The following is a 15,748-nucleotide window of genomic DNA, read 5'->3' as shown; positions in this document are numbered from 1 at the left end:
GATGAGCCAGACCAGCAGCAGGAAGTGCCAGTAGAGGGCACAGAGCTCGACGCTGAGCGCGAGCTTGCCAACTGCCCGCGGAGGGCTCGTCACCGATAGGGCGAACGCTCTGACGCTGGTTCGGCAAAGCGCCACGAGCCCACCCAGCATATGCGCGCCATGAATCGCCGTGACCAGATAGAAGAAGGCGCTGGCGGGATTGGCAGCGGTGAAATAGCCGGAGGCGGCAAGCTCGCGCCATGCCAGCACCTGAGTTGTGAGGAAGGCGAGCGAGCACACGCCTGCTGCAAGGATGCTGGAGCGGACGTGGCTGAGCTCGTCGCTGCGCGCGGCGATCACCGCCATGTGCAGGGCGATGCTTGCGAGGATCAGCAAGCCTGTACTGAACCACAGGACGGTCGGCATCGGCAGCGCGCGCCAGTCCGCCATGTCCATCCGCATGGAATAGGCGCTGACCAGAAGCGAGAACAGCGAGCCGGCCACGACGAGGAAGGCGCCGAGGCCGATCTTCGCCGTTGGGGAAGACGGCAGCTTCGCACCGCCAGCCTCGACGCCCACCCCGACCTCGAGCCATGGCTTGTCGGCCAGCCCCTGGCGCGACAGCCACCAGCCGGCGAGGATTGCCATCAGGACCATGAAGACGACGATCACGACCATGGCGGCACCTCGTCACGCGGTCCGCGGAGTTGGCGGCTGGTTCTGCGGCAGGAAATCCTCCGCGGCGCCCGGCACGCTGTAGTCATAGGCCCAGCGGTAGACCACCGGCAGGGTCTTGCCCCAGTTGCCATGCGCGGGCGGCGTCTGCGGCGTCTGCCATTCCAGCGTGGTCGCACGCCAGGGATTGCCGCCGGCCGGCCGGCCGTGCCTGACGCTCCAGACGAGGTTGAACAGGAAGACGAGCTGGGCGGCGCCGACGATCAGGGCGACGACCGTGATGAACTCGTTCAGCGTCGCCGCCGAGGGTGGGACGAAGGCCATCCCGCTGATCTCGTGATAGCGGCGGGGCACGCCCATCAGCCCGATATAGTGCATCGGGAAGAAGATCAGGTAGGCCCCGAGGAAGGTGACCCAGAAATGCAGCTTCCCGAGCACGTCGCCGAGCATCCGCCCGGTGACCTTCGGATACCAATGGTAGATCGCCCCGAAGATCACGAGGATTGGCGCGACGCCCATCACCATGTGGAAATGAGCGACGACGAACATCGTGTCAGAGAGCGGCACGTCGACGACGACATTGCCGAGGAACAGGCCGGTGAGCCCGCCATTCACGAAGGTGACGATGAAGCCGAGTGCGAACAGCATCGGCACGGTCAAATGGATGTCGCCGCGCCAGAGCGTCAGCACCCAGTTATAGACCTTGATGGCGGTGGGGATCGCGATGATCAGCGTCGTTGTGGCGAAGAAGAACCCAAAGGCGGGGTGCATGCCGCTGACATACATGTGGTGCGCCCAGACGACGAAGCTGAGCGCGCCGATCGCCACCAGCGCCCACACCATCATGCGGTAGCCGAAGATGTTCTTGCGGGCATGGGTGCTAATCAGGTCAGAGACGATGCCGAAGGCCGGCAGCGCCACGATGTAGACCTCGGGATGGCCGAAGAACCAGAACAGGTGCTGGAACAGGATCGGGCTGCCGCCCTTGTGAGCCAGCCGCTCCCCCATCGCGACGATGGCCGGCATGAAGAAGCTCGTGCCGATCAGCCGGTCGAGCAGCATCATCACGGCGCCGACGAAGAGCGCGGGAAAGGCGAGCAACGCCATGACGGTGGCGGTGAAGATGCCCCAGATCGTCAACGGCATGCGCATCAGCGTCATGCCTCTGGCCCGCCCTTGCAGCACGGTCACGACATAGTTCAGCCCGCCCATGGTGAAGCCGATGATGAACAGGATCAGCGAGATGAGCATCACGAGGATGCCCCATTGCTGGCCGGGCGTATTGGCGAGGATCGCCTGCGGCGGGTAGAGCGTCCATCCCGCTCCCGTCGGTCCGCCCGGCAAGAAGAAGCCGGCGACGAGCACCAGCACGGCGAGGAAATAGATCCAGAAGCTCAGCATGTTCACATAGGGGAACACCATGTCCCGCGCGCCGAGCATCAGCGGGATGAGGTAGTTGCCGAAGCCGCCGAGGAACAAGGCGGTCAGCAGATAGATCACCATGATCATCCCGTGCATGGTGATGAACTGATAGTAGCGGTCAGGGTCGATGAAGGAGAACGCGCCAGGGAAGCCGAGCTGCAGCCGCATCAGCCAGGACAGGACCAGGGCGACCAGCCCGATCGCCAGCGCCACCATGGAATACTGGATGGCAATGACCTTGGCGTCCTGCGAGAAGACGTACTTCGTGATCCAGCTCCTCGGGTGATACAGCTCGACATCGTCGACCTCGGCCGCCGACAGCGGTCCGGCTGCGTCATGCGTCACGTCGGCCATCGAGCATCTCCCACTCCTTTCGGACGCCGCCCCTGTTCCGGGGCTTGATCCCGCATCGATCCCTAGTTCTTCGCCTGCGTCCTCACTGGCGCTTGGAGTTGGGCGAAGGTTTTTTGTTGCTGCAGCCAGGCCTGGTAGTTGCCCTCCGGTTCGACCACGACATTGCCGCGCATGAACGTATGGCCGGTGCCGCAGAGCTCGGCGCAAAGCACGTCGAAGGTACCGGCCAGGGTCGGCGTGAACCAGTAATAGGTGACGCTGCCGGGGATCATGTCCATCTTGGCGCGGAACTCCGGCACATAGAAATTATGCAGGACATCAACCGCGCGCAGCAGCATCTTCACCGGCTTGCCGAGCGGGAGATGGAGGCTGTCGCCCTGAATCACGACGTCGTCCTGCCCATGCGGATCCTTGGGATCGACGCCGAGCGGATTCTCCGGGGTGACATGGGCGATATCGGAGGCGCCGAGCCTGCCATCGCCGCCCGGCAGCCGGTAGGCCCATTGCCATTGCTGGCCAACGACCTCGACAATGGTCGCGTCCTTCGGGACCGTGATGAACTGGTGCCAGACGACGAGGCCGGGTGCGAGCATGGCGGCGACGCCGACGCCGGTGCCGATCGCGAGCCACCATTCGAGCCGCTTGTTCTCCGGCTCGTAGGCCGCGCGGTTGCCCTCGCGATGGCGGAAGCGGAGCACGCAATAGGCCATGAACAGGACGACGGCAGCAAAGACGACGCCGGTGATCCAGAACGTGATGATGATGGTGTCGTCGATATAGCCCCAGTTGGAGGCAATCGGCGTCCACCACCACGGGCTCAGGAAGTGGAACACCACCGAGCCGATCACGACCAGAGCCAAGACGACCGCGATACCCATTCCTTTTTCATCCTTGCCGAGGGCGGCATGAACAGGAACCAGGCAATGCCGCGGCGCAGATAATGCGCCACGGCGCTACGTAAACGAGCTCACTTTCGATACGGGAACAGTGTTGCGGCCCGAGATGAATCGGGCCTGCAGTTTAAAACGGACTTGGCCAATGACATCGCTTGCGGCACATGACTGCCGCTGGGCGCAGGCTCGGCTGAGCGCGCCGTCGGGCTGCAAGTTTTGCTTCCTGTCCGCCATCGCCGAACCTTTGGTTCGCCTGGACGACCACGCGTCACATCTGACGCACAAACTCTCAGCCGGGCTGCAGGGCATTCAAGCCTCCAGCCCATAGTCACCTGATGTTGTCGTCCTGCTCGCGGTGGTTGTCAATCGAACCCACATCGCAGCCCGACGCGGATGTGGCTGCATTCAAGCGCCGATCCGGTTATTTTTTCTTCCCGTCGGCGTCAAATTGCTTGAGGAAGGCGAGGATGTCGTCGATTTCCTGATCGGATTTGAGGCCTGGGAACACCATCTTGGTACTCGGAATCTTCACCTGCGGCGCCTTGATGTAATCCCGGAACGTGGGCTCATCCCATGTGATGCCGGAGTTCTTGTTGGCGGGCGAATAGCTGTAGCCTTCGATCGATCCCGCCGGCCGACCGAGAAGGCCGTTCAGTCTCGGTCCGATGGCATTCTTGGCCGTCTCCCCGATCTGGTGGCAGGCGCGGCACTTCTGGAAAACCTTCTCACCCGCGGCGGGATCGCCGACCGCTTTGGCTGAATGGGGCAGGGCCGCAAAGATCAACGAGGCCATCAAGGTCCAACGCAGCATCGAAGGTTCTCCCTCGAACTCGGAGGCGACCCTGTCCGCGTGACCGCGGCAGAGCGGCACAACCTTTCACAGTAGTCTTACATCATTGCCGGCTTCCCTCCAATCCGGGGGTCGATCGGCGCCGCGCCAATCCGGTTGAGGCAACTTGAGCGTGAGAGCTCCAAGCTTAGGAAACTGGTGCCGATCTCACGCTCGATCGGGATATGACGGCCGTTCGCTTCAATAAAATCGAACTCAAAGCGAGCTGTCGTCAGGGCTCGCGCGCGACGCGAAAGCCGTTGGTGTAGAAGCGCACATCGGCCTCGTATTTGAAGCGGGCGGCCGAGCGCAGATAGCGTGGATCGTTGTTGAAGGAGCCGCCGCGCAGCACGCGCTCGCGGCAACCAGGCACCACATAGGCACTGCCGTCGCGCGGGGCGGCGCGGTAATTCTCGCTCCAGCAATCCGCGACCCATTCGGCCGCGTTGCCAGCCATGTCGTAGAGCCCGAAGGCATTGGGCGGATACTGGCCCGAAGCGACGGCGCTGCGGCGCGACTGATCGTTGCAGCCGAGGCAGTTCGCGCGGTCCTTCTCCATGGCCTGCCCCCAGGGATAGGTCGTTGTCGTGCCGGCACGCGCGGCATATTCCCATTCGCTCTCGCTCGGCAACCGATAGCGCTTTCCCGTCCTGGCCGAGAGCCAGGCGAGATAGGCGTTGGCGTCGTTCCAGTGAAGATCCGTGACGGGGCGCTTGCCGCGCCCCAGCCCGCGATCGTCAGGCCGGTAATTGCAGCCGCCCTCGTTCACGCAGCGGTCCCATTCCTCGAAGTTCACCTCCCGCGTGCCGAGATAGAAGCCACGCACGGCAACGGGATGAACGGGCTTCTCGAATTCGTAAAGATCGTTAGAACCCATCTGGAAGGAGCCTGGCGGTATCGCCGTCAGTTCGGGGCAGTCGCTGCAGTCGCGGATCGGCCCCGTCTTCGGCGCCGGCGCGGCCGGCGTTGCTGCGGCGGGCGGCCGGGCGGCGGAGGCTGCAGGCGGAGCCGCCCCGGGCTTGCCGCGGTAGAGCTGCTCGCGGGCGCGCGCCAGCGCCGAGAAGCGGCCATTCGGGTAGGCGTCGAGATAGGCTCGGTATTCGCTGGCGTTCTCGCTGTTGCGGATCGATTCCCAGAAGGCGAGCTCGAAGGCGTCCGGCGAGGTCTCGGAACTGGGCGGTGACAGGATGACGGCGCGGCTCGCCTGCGCGGCTGCGATGGGCTGGCCGACAGGGGTCACCACGAGCCCTTTCGGCGGCGCGGATGAGAGCCAGATCTGCTGGCTGCGCCGGCTCGCCTTAGCCACGGCTTCGCGCACGCGCTCGACGGCCGCCGCCATATCGAGACCGGGCGTGCGGATCGCCTTCAGCCATTCCTCGACCGCGCGATTGCCGCGAGGCCCGGAGTCCGCGACCGTTCTCCCCGGCGCGGCCGTGAACATCACCGCGACGCTCTCGAGCCGCTCGATCGCACGCAGACCCTTGCCTCGTGCCTGCCAGGGATTGTCGCGGCTGGCGTCGATCAGCACGAGGGCACTGGACGGCTTGGCAATGATCAGCGGGTCGATCACCTCGTCGAGATCGACCGCGTCCTGCACCGGATTGGGCGAGATCGGCACGAGAAAGTCGCGGTCGCGCTGCTGCACGGCGTGGCCGGAATAGAAGACCACTGCCGATGCGCCGGGGCGCAGCTTGCCGGCAAACTGAGCTATGGCCTGCCGCATGTCCGCACGGGGCCCATTTTCCACCGCGACCACGTCGAAGCCGCCTTCGCGCAGAGCCGCGGCAACGGCGCGGCCCTGGGCCGGCGCCTGGGCGACGGCCGCATCGGGATAGGCACCATTGGCGATCACCAGCGCAACGCGCGTGGGCGGCGCAGCCTCCTGCGGCAACGCAGGCATCGCCGCGAGCGCGGCGAGCGGGATGGCGAGGAAGAAGGAGCGCAACCAGCCCATGTAGCGACCATTCGTCATCGGTAGCGCCTCGGGGCGCAGGCTGCCGCAGTCTCAGCGCACATAGATCGTGATCTTCGGCGACATCACGGGCGGATCATGCGGCGTATGGGTATGGTCCCCGAGCAATAATTGTAGCGTATGAAGCCCCTTCGGCAAGGTGACGACAACCTCCGTTTGACCGTTGCCAAGATGGATATTGTTGTAATCTGACGGGATCGGCTGGCCGGGAGGGCCGGGATCGGTGTCGATCAGGAGATGGTGATGGCCGGTCGCCGCATGCTCGACGCCGGCCGGCGCAACACCCATGTTGCGCAGCCCGATCCGGACGGTGAAGCGCTCCGGCACGCGCAAGCCGTCGAGGGGATAATGAAAATAGACGAGCGCGCCGGGCGGCGGCTTCTGCCGCTTGGCGGTCTGCGCCAGCCCATCGGACACCCAGAAGGGGCCGGCCATCAGACAAGAGACCGCCAGGAGACCAGCCACGCTACGGCGCGAAGTTCTCATCGACGCCTCGCCGATTTGCGGCCGCCCGGCATCACCGTGACGGTGATGCGCTCCGACATGACCGGCGGATCGTGCGGCACATGGTTCGTGTCCGCGAGCAGGAGCTGCAGCGTATGCTTGCCGGGCGGCAAGGTGATGCGCCGCTCCGTCTGGCCACCGCCGAGGTGAATATGGTTGAGGTCGGACGGGATCGGATCGGCGAGCCCCGGTGTTGGCACGTCGACCAGCAGGTGATGGTGCCCGGTATTCGTCTTGGCGACGCCGGCCGGCGCGACGCCCATGTTGCGCAGCCCGAAGCGGATCGTCGAGCTCGGGAAGATCGTCGTGCCATCCTTCGGGTAGACGAAGTAGACGATGGCGTCATTGGGTGCAGCCGTGCGCGGGCGGCCCGCTCCCGCCGCCGGGGCAGCGGGCGCGGTAGGGCCGGCCTGCGCCGAGTCGACGACGCGCACCCGGATCCGCTCGGACATCACCGGCGGGTCATGCGGGACATGCTCGTGATCGCCGAGGAGAAGCTGCAGCGTATGCTCGCCGGGCGGGAGCGAGAGCTCGACCTCGGTCTGCCCGCGTCCGAAATGCAGATGGTTGAAGTCGCTGGGGATCTCGCGATCGAGCGCCGGCGCCTCCGCGTCGACCAGCAGGTGGTGATGGCCGCCATTGGCGCTCACCGTGCCGGCGGGCGCGATGGTGATGCCCTCGATGCCGAATCGGATCTTCGCGCGGGTCGGAATCGTGGCGCCATCCTTGAGGTCGATGAAGAAGACCCGGCCGGCAGGAGCGACGGCGGAGCGCGGCTTCTCGGCCGGATCGGCCGCGACCTCGAGGGTGATCCGCTCTGACACGACCGGCGGGTCATGCGGCGCATGGTTGTGGTCGGCAAAGAGCAGCTGGAGCGTGTGCCGGCCTGGCGTCAGCGCAATCTCGGCCTCGGTCTGCCCGCCGCCGAAATGGATGTGGTTGAAGTCGCTCGGGATCGGTTGGTCGAACGCCGGCAGTCCGGTGTCGATCAGCAGATGATGGTGCCCGGCATTGCGCCTGGCCTGCCCGGCAGGCGCGATCTCCATGCCGCTGATCGCAAAGCGGACCGTGAGCTTGCCGGGAACGCGGTCATTGTTGGAGAGGCCGACGAAGCTGAGCTTGGCAGTCGCCGGGGCCGGGTTGCGCTGCATTGCGCGCGCCTGGGCCACAGCCTCCCCGACCGGAAGAGCAAAGGCCACGGCGCATGCCAAAGCCGCCGGTACCAGGGCGGGTATAAGGCGAAGCGCCCTCGATGGCATCGACGTCCCCCAACCACGAGACGAGTGCAGGCAGGCTACCAGCGTGGCTGTATGTCTACAAGCCGAACACTTGGCGCTGACGTAGCTGGAGCGGCTTTGTTCTGGCGCCCGGTGAAGTCATGCGGTAGCCTGTGACGCCAGGAAGGGGGCCATGATCCTCATCGCCAGACTCTGCGGGCTGATCATGCTCATGTTGACGGGCCTCGCCATGGCGGCGCCGGCTTCGGAGCGCCGCGTTGCCCTCGTCATTGGCAATTCCAGCTATCGTAACGCGCCCGTTCTGCCGAATACGGTCAACGACGCCCGCGACATGGCCGCGGCGCTGCGCAAGGTCGGCTTCGAAGTGGTCGATGGCATCGACCTCGACAAGCGCGGCATGGACGCGGCGCTGACCCGCTTCGCCCGGCTGGCGCAGGACGCCGATTCCGTGATGTTCTACTTCGCCGGCCACGGCTTCCAATTCAATGGCGAGAATTACCTCGTGCCGGTCGAGGCCAAGATCGAGGACGAGGCCGGCGTCCAGTATGAGACGACACGGCTCAACGACGTCGTCACGGCGCTGAACTTCGCCAAGGGCGTCAAGATCATGGTGCTGGACGCCTGCCGTAACAACCCTTTCGTCAGCCAGCTTGCCAAGAGGCAGGCGACGCGTGGCTTCTCGGTCGGCTCGGGCCTCGCCCCCGTGGCGCGGGCACAAGGCATGGTCATCGCCTATGCGACGCAGGCCAACGACGTCGCCGCCGACGGCGCCGGCCGCAACAGCCCGTTCACGGCGGCGCTGGTACGCGAGATCGACCAGCCGGGGCTCGAAGTGGCGACCATGTTCCGCCGCGTCCAGAAGAGCGTCTACGATGCGACCGCGGGGCGGCAAACGCCGGAGCTCTCGCTGTCCTTGCTCGGCGATTTCTACCTTAATCTCGCGGAGACCGATGCCAGCGTCTGGCAGCGCATCCGCTCCACTGACGAGCCCGACGTTCTCCGGGACTTCATCCAGCGCTATCCGGCCAGCTCCTTGTCGATCGACGCCCGCACGCGCCTCGACCTGATCGAGCGCCGCTCGATTGCGGCGAGTGAACGCGACAGGTTGGTGCGCGAGTTCGCAGAGCGCGAGCGGGCACTGCTTGAACGGCTCGAAAAGGCCGAACAGGGGCGCCAGCAGGCCGCGACCGACCTTGCCCGGCAGGAGCCCGCCGAGCCGGTGCGGCCACCGGCCGGGACCAACGACACCACGCAAAGGAAGCCGTCCCCGAGCCCACCTAAGCAAGCGGCTGCGGACCCCGCCGAGCGTTCCCGTCTCGCCGACGAACTGGCCCGCCGCGAGAAGGAGTTGGCCACGCTCGAAGTCGAGAAGCGGCGCCTGGCCGAAGAGCGTCGCAATGTCGAGCAGGCGATGGCCGCGCGCCTCGGCACGCTGACGCCTTCGCCGCCCGATCGCTCGACACAGCCCCAGGCCGTGCCGGCGAGCGCCCCGCGCCCGGTCGAGCGTCGTGCCGATGCTCCGGCTGCGACCATGCAGACCAAGGCGCAGTGCAGCGAGCTTCTGCTCCGGGCCCAGCTCGGAGAGCTGACGCCGGCAGCACGCGAGCAGCTTCAGCAATGCCGCTGAGCGGTGCTGGCGGGAGCCTCACACGGGAGGAGGAATGAAGCATGTCGATCCTCACGCGCTTCGGTCGCATTCTGATTCCGCTGACGCTTCTGGCGAGCGCCGCCGCCGCGCGGGCACAATCGGCGCCGCCGCCCGTACCGGTGCCTTTCCCGCAAGCGCTGCAGAAGGCGGCCGACGACCTCTTCGGCAAGGCGGCGCTCACTGACCAGCAGGTCGATCTCGTCATCGATCCCCTGATCGACGCGGCCTCTGGCTCGCAATCGACTGCCACCCGCTCGATGCAGCAGACCCTGATCGAGATCGTGCGCAAATCCTATCCGCGCTTCACTGTGCGTTCCTTCGACAGTGCTTCGCTGGCGCGCAAACCGGTCGTGCTGGTCGGCACCTTCACGGCGGTGAACAACAGCGGAGCGACGGACGGCGCGCGTGACGCCTACCGGATCTGCCTGACGCTTGCGGACCTGAAGTCGAACAGCGTCGTCTCGAAGGGTGTGGCACGTGCCCAGATCGAGGGCGTCGATGTGACGCCGACACCGTATTATAGCGACTCGCCGCTCTGGGCGAAGGACCAGGCCACCGACGTCTATATCAAGACCTGTCAGGGCACGAAGCTCGGCGAGACGATCGACCCGACCTATGTCGAACGGCTGACTGCCAACGCTTTGGTCAATGACGGTATCCTTGCCTATGACGCCCAGCGCTTCCGCGAGGCGCTGGCCTATTATCGGGCGGCGCGCACCTTGCCGGGCGGCGAGCAGCACCGGGTCAGAATCGGCACCTATCTCGCCGCCAGCAAGCTCGCGCGGCGTGACGATATGGTCGACGCCTTCGGCGACCTCATCGATTACGGACTGGGCGCCAACCAGCTCATGGTGAAGCTGCTGTTCAAACCCGGGACCACGCAGTTCATCGATGATCCCCGGATCACCGAGCCCTATCCGATGTGGCTCAGCCAGATCGCGACGCGCGCGCGCCAGAAGGGAGCCTGCCTGGAGGTCGTCGGGCACACCTCGCGCACCGGGCCACCGCAGGTGAACGAGCGCCTCTCGGCGCTTCGCGCCCAGTTCGTCATGGATCTGCTGTTGACCGGCATGCCGGAGGACCGCGCCCGCGTGATCGCGAGCGGGCGCGGCTTCAAGGAAAACCTCATCGGAACCGGCAAGGACGACGGCAGCGACGCGCTCGACCGGCGGGTGGAGTTCAAGGTGATCGGCTGTTGACAGGTTAATCATCCTGAGATGCGTCGAAACAAGGTGACCTGAACGTATTCACGCCATGCTGACAGGGCTGGAGCCCAAGTCTTTCATTGCGGCTATAAGGGCACTTGGACGCAATCGGGATGGGATGTCCGCATGGCCAAGGACTTTGCCGGCAAGCGCGTGATCGTGATGGGTGGCAGCCGTGGCATCGGGCGCGCCATCGCGCTCGGCTTCGCGGCGGGCGGCGCATCCGTTTCGATCTGTGCTCGGGGCACGGGACCGCTCGAAGCAACGCGCCGGGAGATCGAGGCGCTCGGCGTTGCCGCTCACGGCGCCAGCGTCGACCTCGCCGATGCGGATGCGATCGAGGCCTATGTGCCCGAGGCGGTGAAGGCTCTCGGGGGGCTCGATGTCCTCGTCAACAACGCCTCCGGCTTTGGCCATTCCGATGACGAGGAGGGATGGGCAGCTTCACTCAACGTCGACATGATGGCCGTTGTCCGCGGCAGTCATGCGGCGATCCCTCACATGAAGCCGGGTGCGTCGATCGTGAACGTCTCGTCGATCTCGGCCCTGCGGGCCTCGTCCCGTTCGGCGCCTTATGGCGCCATCAAGGCAGCCGTCATGCACTACACGGCGAGCCAGGCGAAAATGCTGTCGCAAAAGGGCATTCGGGTGAACTGCGTCGCGCCCGGTTCGATCGAGTTCCCAGGCGGCACGTGGGAGGACCGGAGGGCGTCGAATCCCGAACTCTACCGGTCGACACTGGCCAGCATTCCCTTCGGCCGGATGGGCAAGCCCGAGGAGGTCGCCCAAGTGGTGCTCTTCCTCGCTTCAGACAAAGCCAGCTGGGTCACCGCTCAAACCGTGGTGGTCGACGGCGGCCAGCTCGTAGGGCCCTGATCTCGATCGGCACTCGCAATTGCTCGACCTCATCGCGCGCAGCTGATCTCGGTCAGGCTCGACAAAGACTGTTCCGGGCTGGGCTGCCAAACCGCGGATTGCAGCCTCCAAGGAAATCGAGGCAAGAAGGAAGGTACTGAATCGTTCGAGCTTGTCAGATCGTCGAGCTGGCGGTCCGGCGGGCAACTGGATGGTCTGATGGTTACACGCGTAGAGCTTGTGTCGCGGCTGGAGCGGGCGTTCCTCGACCATGGCTACGAGCACCTGACCATGACCGGTCTCGCCAAGGCCGTCGATGTCACGCGGCGGACGCTTTACAACTACTTCAGCAGCAAGGAGCAAGCCTTTCGCTTCCTGATCGAGAACGTCAACGCTCAAGCGGTCGAGATCGGGATGGCGGCAGGGCGAGAAGCTCTGGCAGACGGGCGAGACGCTGCTGAGATTCTGACGGTCATTCTCGATACCCGATATGGCAACACGCGCCGGCGTCTGGCGACATCGCCCCACGCCTTCGAAATCAACGATCAGGCTTTCCGGCGCTGCCGCGACATCATGATCGCGTCGGCGGTCGGGTTTCAGTCGGAGCTCGCGCGCTTCATCGGCGAGCTGGAGGGGGAAAGCCTCTTGCGGGTCAAGCCGGATGTCGGCGCCGAGACCTTGGCGCAATTGCTCGCCGATGGTGCGCGCGGCACCAATCAGAGTCTGCCTCCGATCGATCCAGCCAAGCTTCACCAGCGCTATCGCGACATGGTCCGCGCGCTGCTTCACGGAGCGACGCAGCTTGCCATCTGACGAGCTCGACTGTTTGGCCGAAACGTTGCGATGAAGACACTATTCGATGCGAACCAAGTGTCGCATCGCGTCTTGTGAACCGCCGTTCAAAAGGGGCCCGGCAGCGAGGCATCCGGCGGGGTATGCGCAGCTGTACGACGTTGTGCCGAGCGAACAATATTCGCCTGGCGTGTGCGAGCGCAGCAGGCGGGGGATCGAATGCAAACGCTGGAAGCGGAGATCGAGCAACTGCTCGCCCATCCGCTGTTCGATCGCGCCGTGCAGCGCCTGGCAGGAAGCTTCATGGCGGTGCAGGCTGCCGCGCCCCGGTTGGCCTCGCAGTTCTCGACCCAGCAGCGCTGGCTGATGTCGCATGCGGCATTGTCCCGCTATTTCCGTGGGCTGAAGATCGGCCGGCCAGGGTTGTCGCGGCGCGAGTTCGTCGAGGAGGCTCTCGCTCACGGGCTGGCGAGCCGGAACACCGCCACCTCCTTTTTTGGCGAGGCGTTGCAATACGGGCTCGTCCAGCCGACCAGAACGCATGCCGGTCTGGTGGAGCCTGCACCTTCGACCCTGTGGGCTCTGACCGAATGGTACGCGGGCCATTTGGCCGCGCTCGATGCTCTCGATGACGGGGCCAGGGCCTCGCGGTTGCGGACCTCGGGCGATGCTCTGCTGAAAGGGATCGAGCCTGCCACCGCTGATGCGCTGCTGTCGTCCGCGGTGATCCGCGTGCCGTCGCCGGGTTATGCGGTGTTCGCCTCGGTCGACGAGGGCGGCAGCCTGATGGATCGGCTCATCACGGGGGTCGACATTGCCGCGGCGCGCGGGGAGGAGAGGGCGCTCACGGATGTGACCTCGGTCTCGGCGCTCGCCCGTCCGTTCAACCTCTCCCGGACACATGCCGGCCGGACGCTCGCGGCGGCGGTGGCGATCGGCAGCATCGGCTGGAGCGGTGTGCGCGGGCGCTCCCCGATCTGGCTGTCGCGAGGCTTCCGCGACGAATACGCACGTTTTCAGGCAACGAAGCTCGCCATCATCAGCGCAGCCTTCGCGCAAGCCACAGCGATCTCGCCGCCAGAATTTCAGGACGAGAGCGCCGCGGTGGGAGCTGTTCGCGAAATCGCAGGCAGCCCGGCATGCTGACCAGGGCTGAGGACGTAAACGCGCCGATGCGGGCGATTGCCGAGCGGCTCGACGCCTTGCCCTTCTGCCGGCTGCGGCTGGCGCTCTTCGGCGTCCTGACCCTCGCTCTCTTCGCCGACATCGCCGAGGTCGCGCTCGGCAATGCCCTGGGAGCGGTGTTCCAGGCGCCGCCCCGCACCATGACGCAGGCCGAGCTGTCGCTGTTCCTCGCGGCGATCTTCGCCGGCGGCGCTGTCGGAGCCCCGGTCTTCGGCATGCTCGGTGACCGCTTCGGCCGCCGGCTCACATTGCAGGCGGCGCTCGTCGCGATCGCGCTCGGCTCGCTTGGCGCGGCTGCGAGCGACCATCCCACGACTCTGATCGGTCTCCGCTTCCTGTCGGGCCTGGGCATCGGGGCCTGCCCACCGCTGATCGCCGCCTATATGGCCGATGTCATGCCGCCGCGCTGGCGCGGCACCCTATCCTGCCTGTGTGCCGGCCTCGCTTTTCTCGGCGCGCCAGCCATCATCTTCCTGATGCGCGCGGCTTCTCCGACGCTGTTTGCGGTCGACGGCTGGCGCTGGGCTCTCGGCTCGGGGGCGCTCGTCGCCGTCGTCGCCGCGGGCCTGCTTGCGCTCTTGCCTGAATCGCCGCGCTGGCTTGCTGCCGCCGGCCGCTGCGCCGAGGCCGACGCTGCGCTGCAGCGTTTCGGTCAGCGGAGCAAGGTGGCGCTGACCGCTCCGGCAGGAGCGGGAGAGGCATCCCAAACGGCACTCGATCGCCCGCAGATCGATCTGGGGCGCAGGCTGCTCCTGCTCTGCGCCCTCTATGCGCTCGCTCCCTGGGCGACGGTCGGCTTTCCGCTGATGAGCGGGGCCGTGATGGTGGCGAAGCAGTTCAGCATCGGCGATTCCGTCATGGCGGCCGGACTGATCATGTTCGGACCGGCGCTGGGCAATCTGCTCGTCGCTCCGGTGATCGATCGGGTCGGCCGCAAGATCAGCCTGATCGGCGCCGCGAGTGCCATGGCCGCGCTGGGCCTGGCATTTGCCGCCGCAACCACCTTCCTGCCACTTGTCACCCTTGGCATCGCCTTCGCGCTGGCCAGTGCCATCTATGCCAGCGTCCTCGCCGTCTACGCCGCCGAGATCATCCCGACCGAGCTGCGGGCCTCGCGGACATCCATGGCGTGGGGGTAGGCCGCTTCATCTCCATCTTCGTGCCATTGGTCTTCTTCGCGCTGATCCACCAGGTCGGGACCTGGAGCATGTTCGTGCTGATTGCGGCAGCCTTGGGCCTCAGCGCGGCGCTGATTGCGGTCGCCGGACCACGGGGCCGATCGCAGCAGGCGGTCGCCTGAGGGCGGTCGGCGGGCCAATCGGCGTCGCCGTGAACGGCTGTTCGCATCCGGCCCTCTGCGCATTGATCAAAAGGGCCGATCGAGCAATATCCGATATGACCATTTTTGAAACCCGTATTGCGCAGTTTCGAGCAATTTGAGAAATCTGCGGCGTTCCGAGCAGCGATCCTCTCGTTGAGCGACATGGCACGGCCGGCAGGACATTGCGGATGAACTGGTCGGACGACCTGTCGGTGTGAGGAGCTTTCGCGGGGGCGAGGCGCCGGCGGCATGATTGGGGTGGGGACGTGACTGCAGTGCACACTTTGTTCGGTCCAGCGGTGCTGGGCATGGCTCTCGTCATGAACGCGGGTTCTGCCGTCGCGCAGTCGACGGCTCCAAAATCCGCCAGCCAGCCCGTGCCACCGTCCACGCCCGCCGTTCAGCCGGTGTCGACGGAGCCCAGCAGCACCACTGCGAGCTTTGGTGACTGGACGCTGCGCTGCCAGCGCGTCTCGGACAATCCCAAATCGGCCCGCATCTGCGAGGTCGCGCAAGTCCTGCAGAGCCAGGGGCAGCAGGCCCCGATCGCTCAGGTCGCCATCGGCCGCGCAGCCGCCGGGGAGCCGCTGCGGGTCACGGCCGCGATGCCGATCAGCATCTCCTTCCCCAGCGTCGTGCAGGTCGCTATCGGCGAGAAGGACGCAAAGCCGCTCGAGCTCGGCTGGCGGCGCTGCATTCCGAGCGGCTGCTTCGCCGATACGGCGCTTGGCGATGAGACGGTCAAACAGTGGCGCAAGGCGAGCGAGCCGGGCCGGATCGTCTTCAAGGATGCTGCCGGGCGCGACCTCGCCTTGCCATTGTCGACCCGCGGTCTCGACCAGGCTGTCGAGGCCCTCGCCAAGGAACGGCTTTGAC

Annotated in this window: 15 protein-coding genes (1 of these 15 running past the window's edge); 8 read left to right on the top strand and 7 right to left on the bottom strand. The window is 65.8% G+C overall.

From position 1 onward, the window contains the following. From ACSQ24_RS23785 to ACSQ24_RS23755, 7 genes are all read right to left on the bottom strand, one after another. Positions 1–657, bottom strand: partial view of a cytochrome c oxidase subunit 3 gene (locus ACSQ24_RS23785; protein WP_436097077.1) — the 5' portion only. Its footprint begins 66 nt before the window's first position; 657 of the gene's 723 nt are visible here — the first part of the coding sequence; it begins with the start codon at positions 655–657; the stop codon falls past the left edge of the window. A gap of 12 nt (positions 658–669) precedes the next feature. After that, on the bottom strand, positions 670–2,430 hold the full coding sequence (locus tag ACSQ24_RS23780; RefSeq protein WP_436097076.1) for a cbb3-type cytochrome c oxidase subunit I: 1,761 nt from the start codon (positions 2,428–2,430) through the stop codon (positions 670–672). 62 nt (positions 2,431–2,492) lie between these two features. Further along, entirely contained in the window at positions 2,493–3,308 is an 816-nt protein-coding gene (locus ACSQ24_RS23775) for a cytochrome c oxidase subunit II (protein ID WP_436097075.1), read from the bottom strand. A gap of 436 nt (positions 3,309–3,744) precedes the next feature. Further along, positions 3,745–4,134, bottom strand: a complete 390-nt coding sequence (locus ACSQ24_RS23770) for a c-type cytochrome (protein ID WP_436097074.1) — start codon at positions 4,132–4,134, stop codon at positions 3,745–3,747. A gap of 250 nt (positions 4,135–4,384) precedes the next feature. After that, a complete protein-coding gene (locus tag ACSQ24_RS23765) occupies positions 4,385–6,124 on the bottom strand; it encodes an SUMF1/EgtB/PvdO family nonheme iron enzyme (RefSeq protein ID WP_436097073.1) in 1,740 nt (579 codons plus the stop codon). 33 nt (positions 6,125–6,157) lie between these two features. Beyond that, positions 6,158–6,559, bottom strand: a complete 402-nt coding sequence (locus tag ACSQ24_RS23760; protein ID WP_436097072.1) for a DUF4399 domain-containing protein — start codon at positions 6,557–6,559, stop codon at positions 6,158–6,160. A gap of 47 nt (positions 6,560–6,606) precedes the next feature. Then, the gene (locus ACSQ24_RS23755; protein WP_436097071.1) at positions 6,607–7,779 is read right to left on the bottom strand and encodes a DUF4399 domain-containing protein; all 1,173 of its coding nucleotides are present in this window, start codon (positions 7,777–7,779) and stop codon (positions 6,607–6,609) included. A 259-nt stretch (positions 7,780–8,038) separates the two neighbouring features. Between ACSQ24_RS23755 and ACSQ24_RS23750 the strand changes: the two genes are divergently transcribed. The 8 genes from ACSQ24_RS23750 (at position 8,039) to ACSQ24_RS23715 (ending at position 15,747) form a co-directional block, all read left to right on the top strand. After that, positions 8,039–9,493, top strand: a complete 1,455-nt coding sequence (locus ACSQ24_RS23750; RefSeq protein WP_436097070.1) for a caspase family protein — start codon at positions 8,039–8,041, stop codon at positions 9,491–9,493. Positions 9,494–9,534: 41 nt separating this feature from the next. Next, positions 9,535–10,713: an OmpA family protein gene (locus tag ACSQ24_RS23745; RefSeq protein ID WP_436097069.1), complete on the top strand. Its 1,179-nt coding sequence runs from the start codon at positions 9,535–9,537 to the stop codon at positions 10,711–10,713. A gap of 132 nt (positions 10,714–10,845) precedes the next feature. Then, a complete protein-coding gene (locus ACSQ24_RS23740) occupies positions 10,846–11,595 on the top strand; it encodes an SDR family NAD(P)-dependent oxidoreductase (protein WP_436097068.1) in 750 nt (249 codons plus the stop codon). 198 nt (positions 11,596–11,793) lie between these two features. Continuing rightward, positions 11,794–12,387: a TetR/AcrR family transcriptional regulator gene (locus ACSQ24_RS23735; RefSeq protein ID WP_436097067.1), complete on the top strand. Its 594-nt coding sequence runs from the start codon at positions 11,794–11,796 to the stop codon at positions 12,385–12,387. 171 nt (positions 12,388–12,558) lie between these two features. After that, entirely contained in the window at positions 12,559–13,512 is a 954-nt protein-coding gene (locus tag ACSQ24_RS23730; protein WP_436097066.1) for a hypothetical protein, read from the top strand. Next, on the top strand, positions 13,506–14,690 hold the full coding sequence (locus tag ACSQ24_RS23725; protein ID WP_436097065.1) for an MFS transporter: 1,185 nt from the start codon (positions 13,506–13,508) through the stop codon (positions 14,688–14,690). The genes ACSQ24_RS23730 and ACSQ24_RS23725 overlap by 7 nt, the downstream gene beginning before the upstream one ends. Then, positions 14,681–14,851, top strand: a complete 171-nt coding sequence (locus ACSQ24_RS23720; RefSeq protein WP_436097064.1) for a hypothetical protein — start codon at positions 14,681–14,683, stop codon at positions 14,849–14,851. The genes ACSQ24_RS23725 and ACSQ24_RS23720 overlap by 10 nt, the downstream gene beginning before the upstream one ends. 341 nt (positions 14,852–15,192) lie before the next feature. Then, a complete protein-coding gene (locus ACSQ24_RS23715; protein ID WP_436097063.1) occupies positions 15,193–15,747 on the top strand; it encodes an invasion associated locus B family protein in 555 nt (184 codons plus the stop codon). The last annotated feature ends 1 nt before the right edge of the window (position 15,748 follow it).

This window comes from Allobosea sp. LjRoot237, assembly GCF_964253285.1.
Classification (GTDB): Bacteria; Pseudomonadota; Alphaproteobacteria; order Rhizobiales; family Beijerinckiaceae; genus Allobosea.
Note: the sequence above shows the minus strand (reverse complement) of the source record. Positions and strands in the feature narration are given on the sequence as shown.

Excerpts from the sequence above, each read along its gene's own strand:
- ACSQ24_RS23780 (WP_436097076.1), bottom strand. The coding sequence starts at position 2,430 with ATGGCCGACGTGACGCATGACGCAGCCGGACCGCTGTCGGCGGCCGAG.
- ACSQ24_RS23775 (WP_436097075.1), bottom strand. The coding sequence starts at position 3,308 with ATGGGTATCGCGGTCGTCTTGGCTCTGGTCGTGATCGGCTCGGTGGTG.
- ACSQ24_RS23770 (WP_436097074.1), bottom strand. The coding sequence starts at position 4,134 with ATGCTGCGTTGGACCTTGATGGCCTCGTTGATCTTTGCGGCCCTGCCC.
- ACSQ24_RS23765 (WP_436097073.1), bottom strand. The coding sequence starts at position 6,124 with ATGACGAATGGTCGCTACATGGGCTGGTTGCGCTCCTTCTTCCTCGCC.
- ACSQ24_RS23760 (WP_436097072.1), bottom strand. The coding sequence starts at position 6,559 with ATGGCCGGCCCCTTCTGGGTGTCCGATGGGCTGGCGCAGACCGCCAAG.
- ACSQ24_RS23755 (WP_436097071.1), bottom strand. The coding sequence starts at position 7,779 with ATGCAGCGCAACCCGGCCCCGGCGACTGCCAAGCTCAGCTTCGTCGGC.
- ACSQ24_RS23750 (WP_436097070.1), top strand. The coding sequence starts at position 8,039 with ATGATCCTCATCGCCAGACTCTGCGGGCTGATCATGCTCATGTTGACG.
- ACSQ24_RS23745 (WP_436097069.1), top strand. The coding sequence starts at position 9,535 with ATGTCGATCCTCACGCGCTTCGGTCGCATTCTGATTCCGCTGACGCTT.
- ACSQ24_RS23740 (WP_436097068.1), top strand. The coding sequence starts at position 10,846 with ATGGCCAAGGACTTTGCCGGCAAGCGCGTGATCGTGATGGGTGGCAGC.
- ACSQ24_RS23735 (WP_436097067.1), top strand. The coding sequence starts at position 11,794 with ATGGTTACACGCGTAGAGCTTGTGTCGCGGCTGGAGCGGGCGTTCCTC.
- ACSQ24_RS23725 (WP_436097065.1), top strand. The coding sequence starts at position 13,506 with ATGCTGACCAGGGCTGAGGACGTAAACGCGCCGATGCGGGCGATTGCC.
- ACSQ24_RS23715 (WP_436097063.1), top strand. The coding sequence starts at position 15,193 with ATGAACGCGGGTTCTGCCGTCGCGCAGTCGACGGCTCCAAAATCCGCC.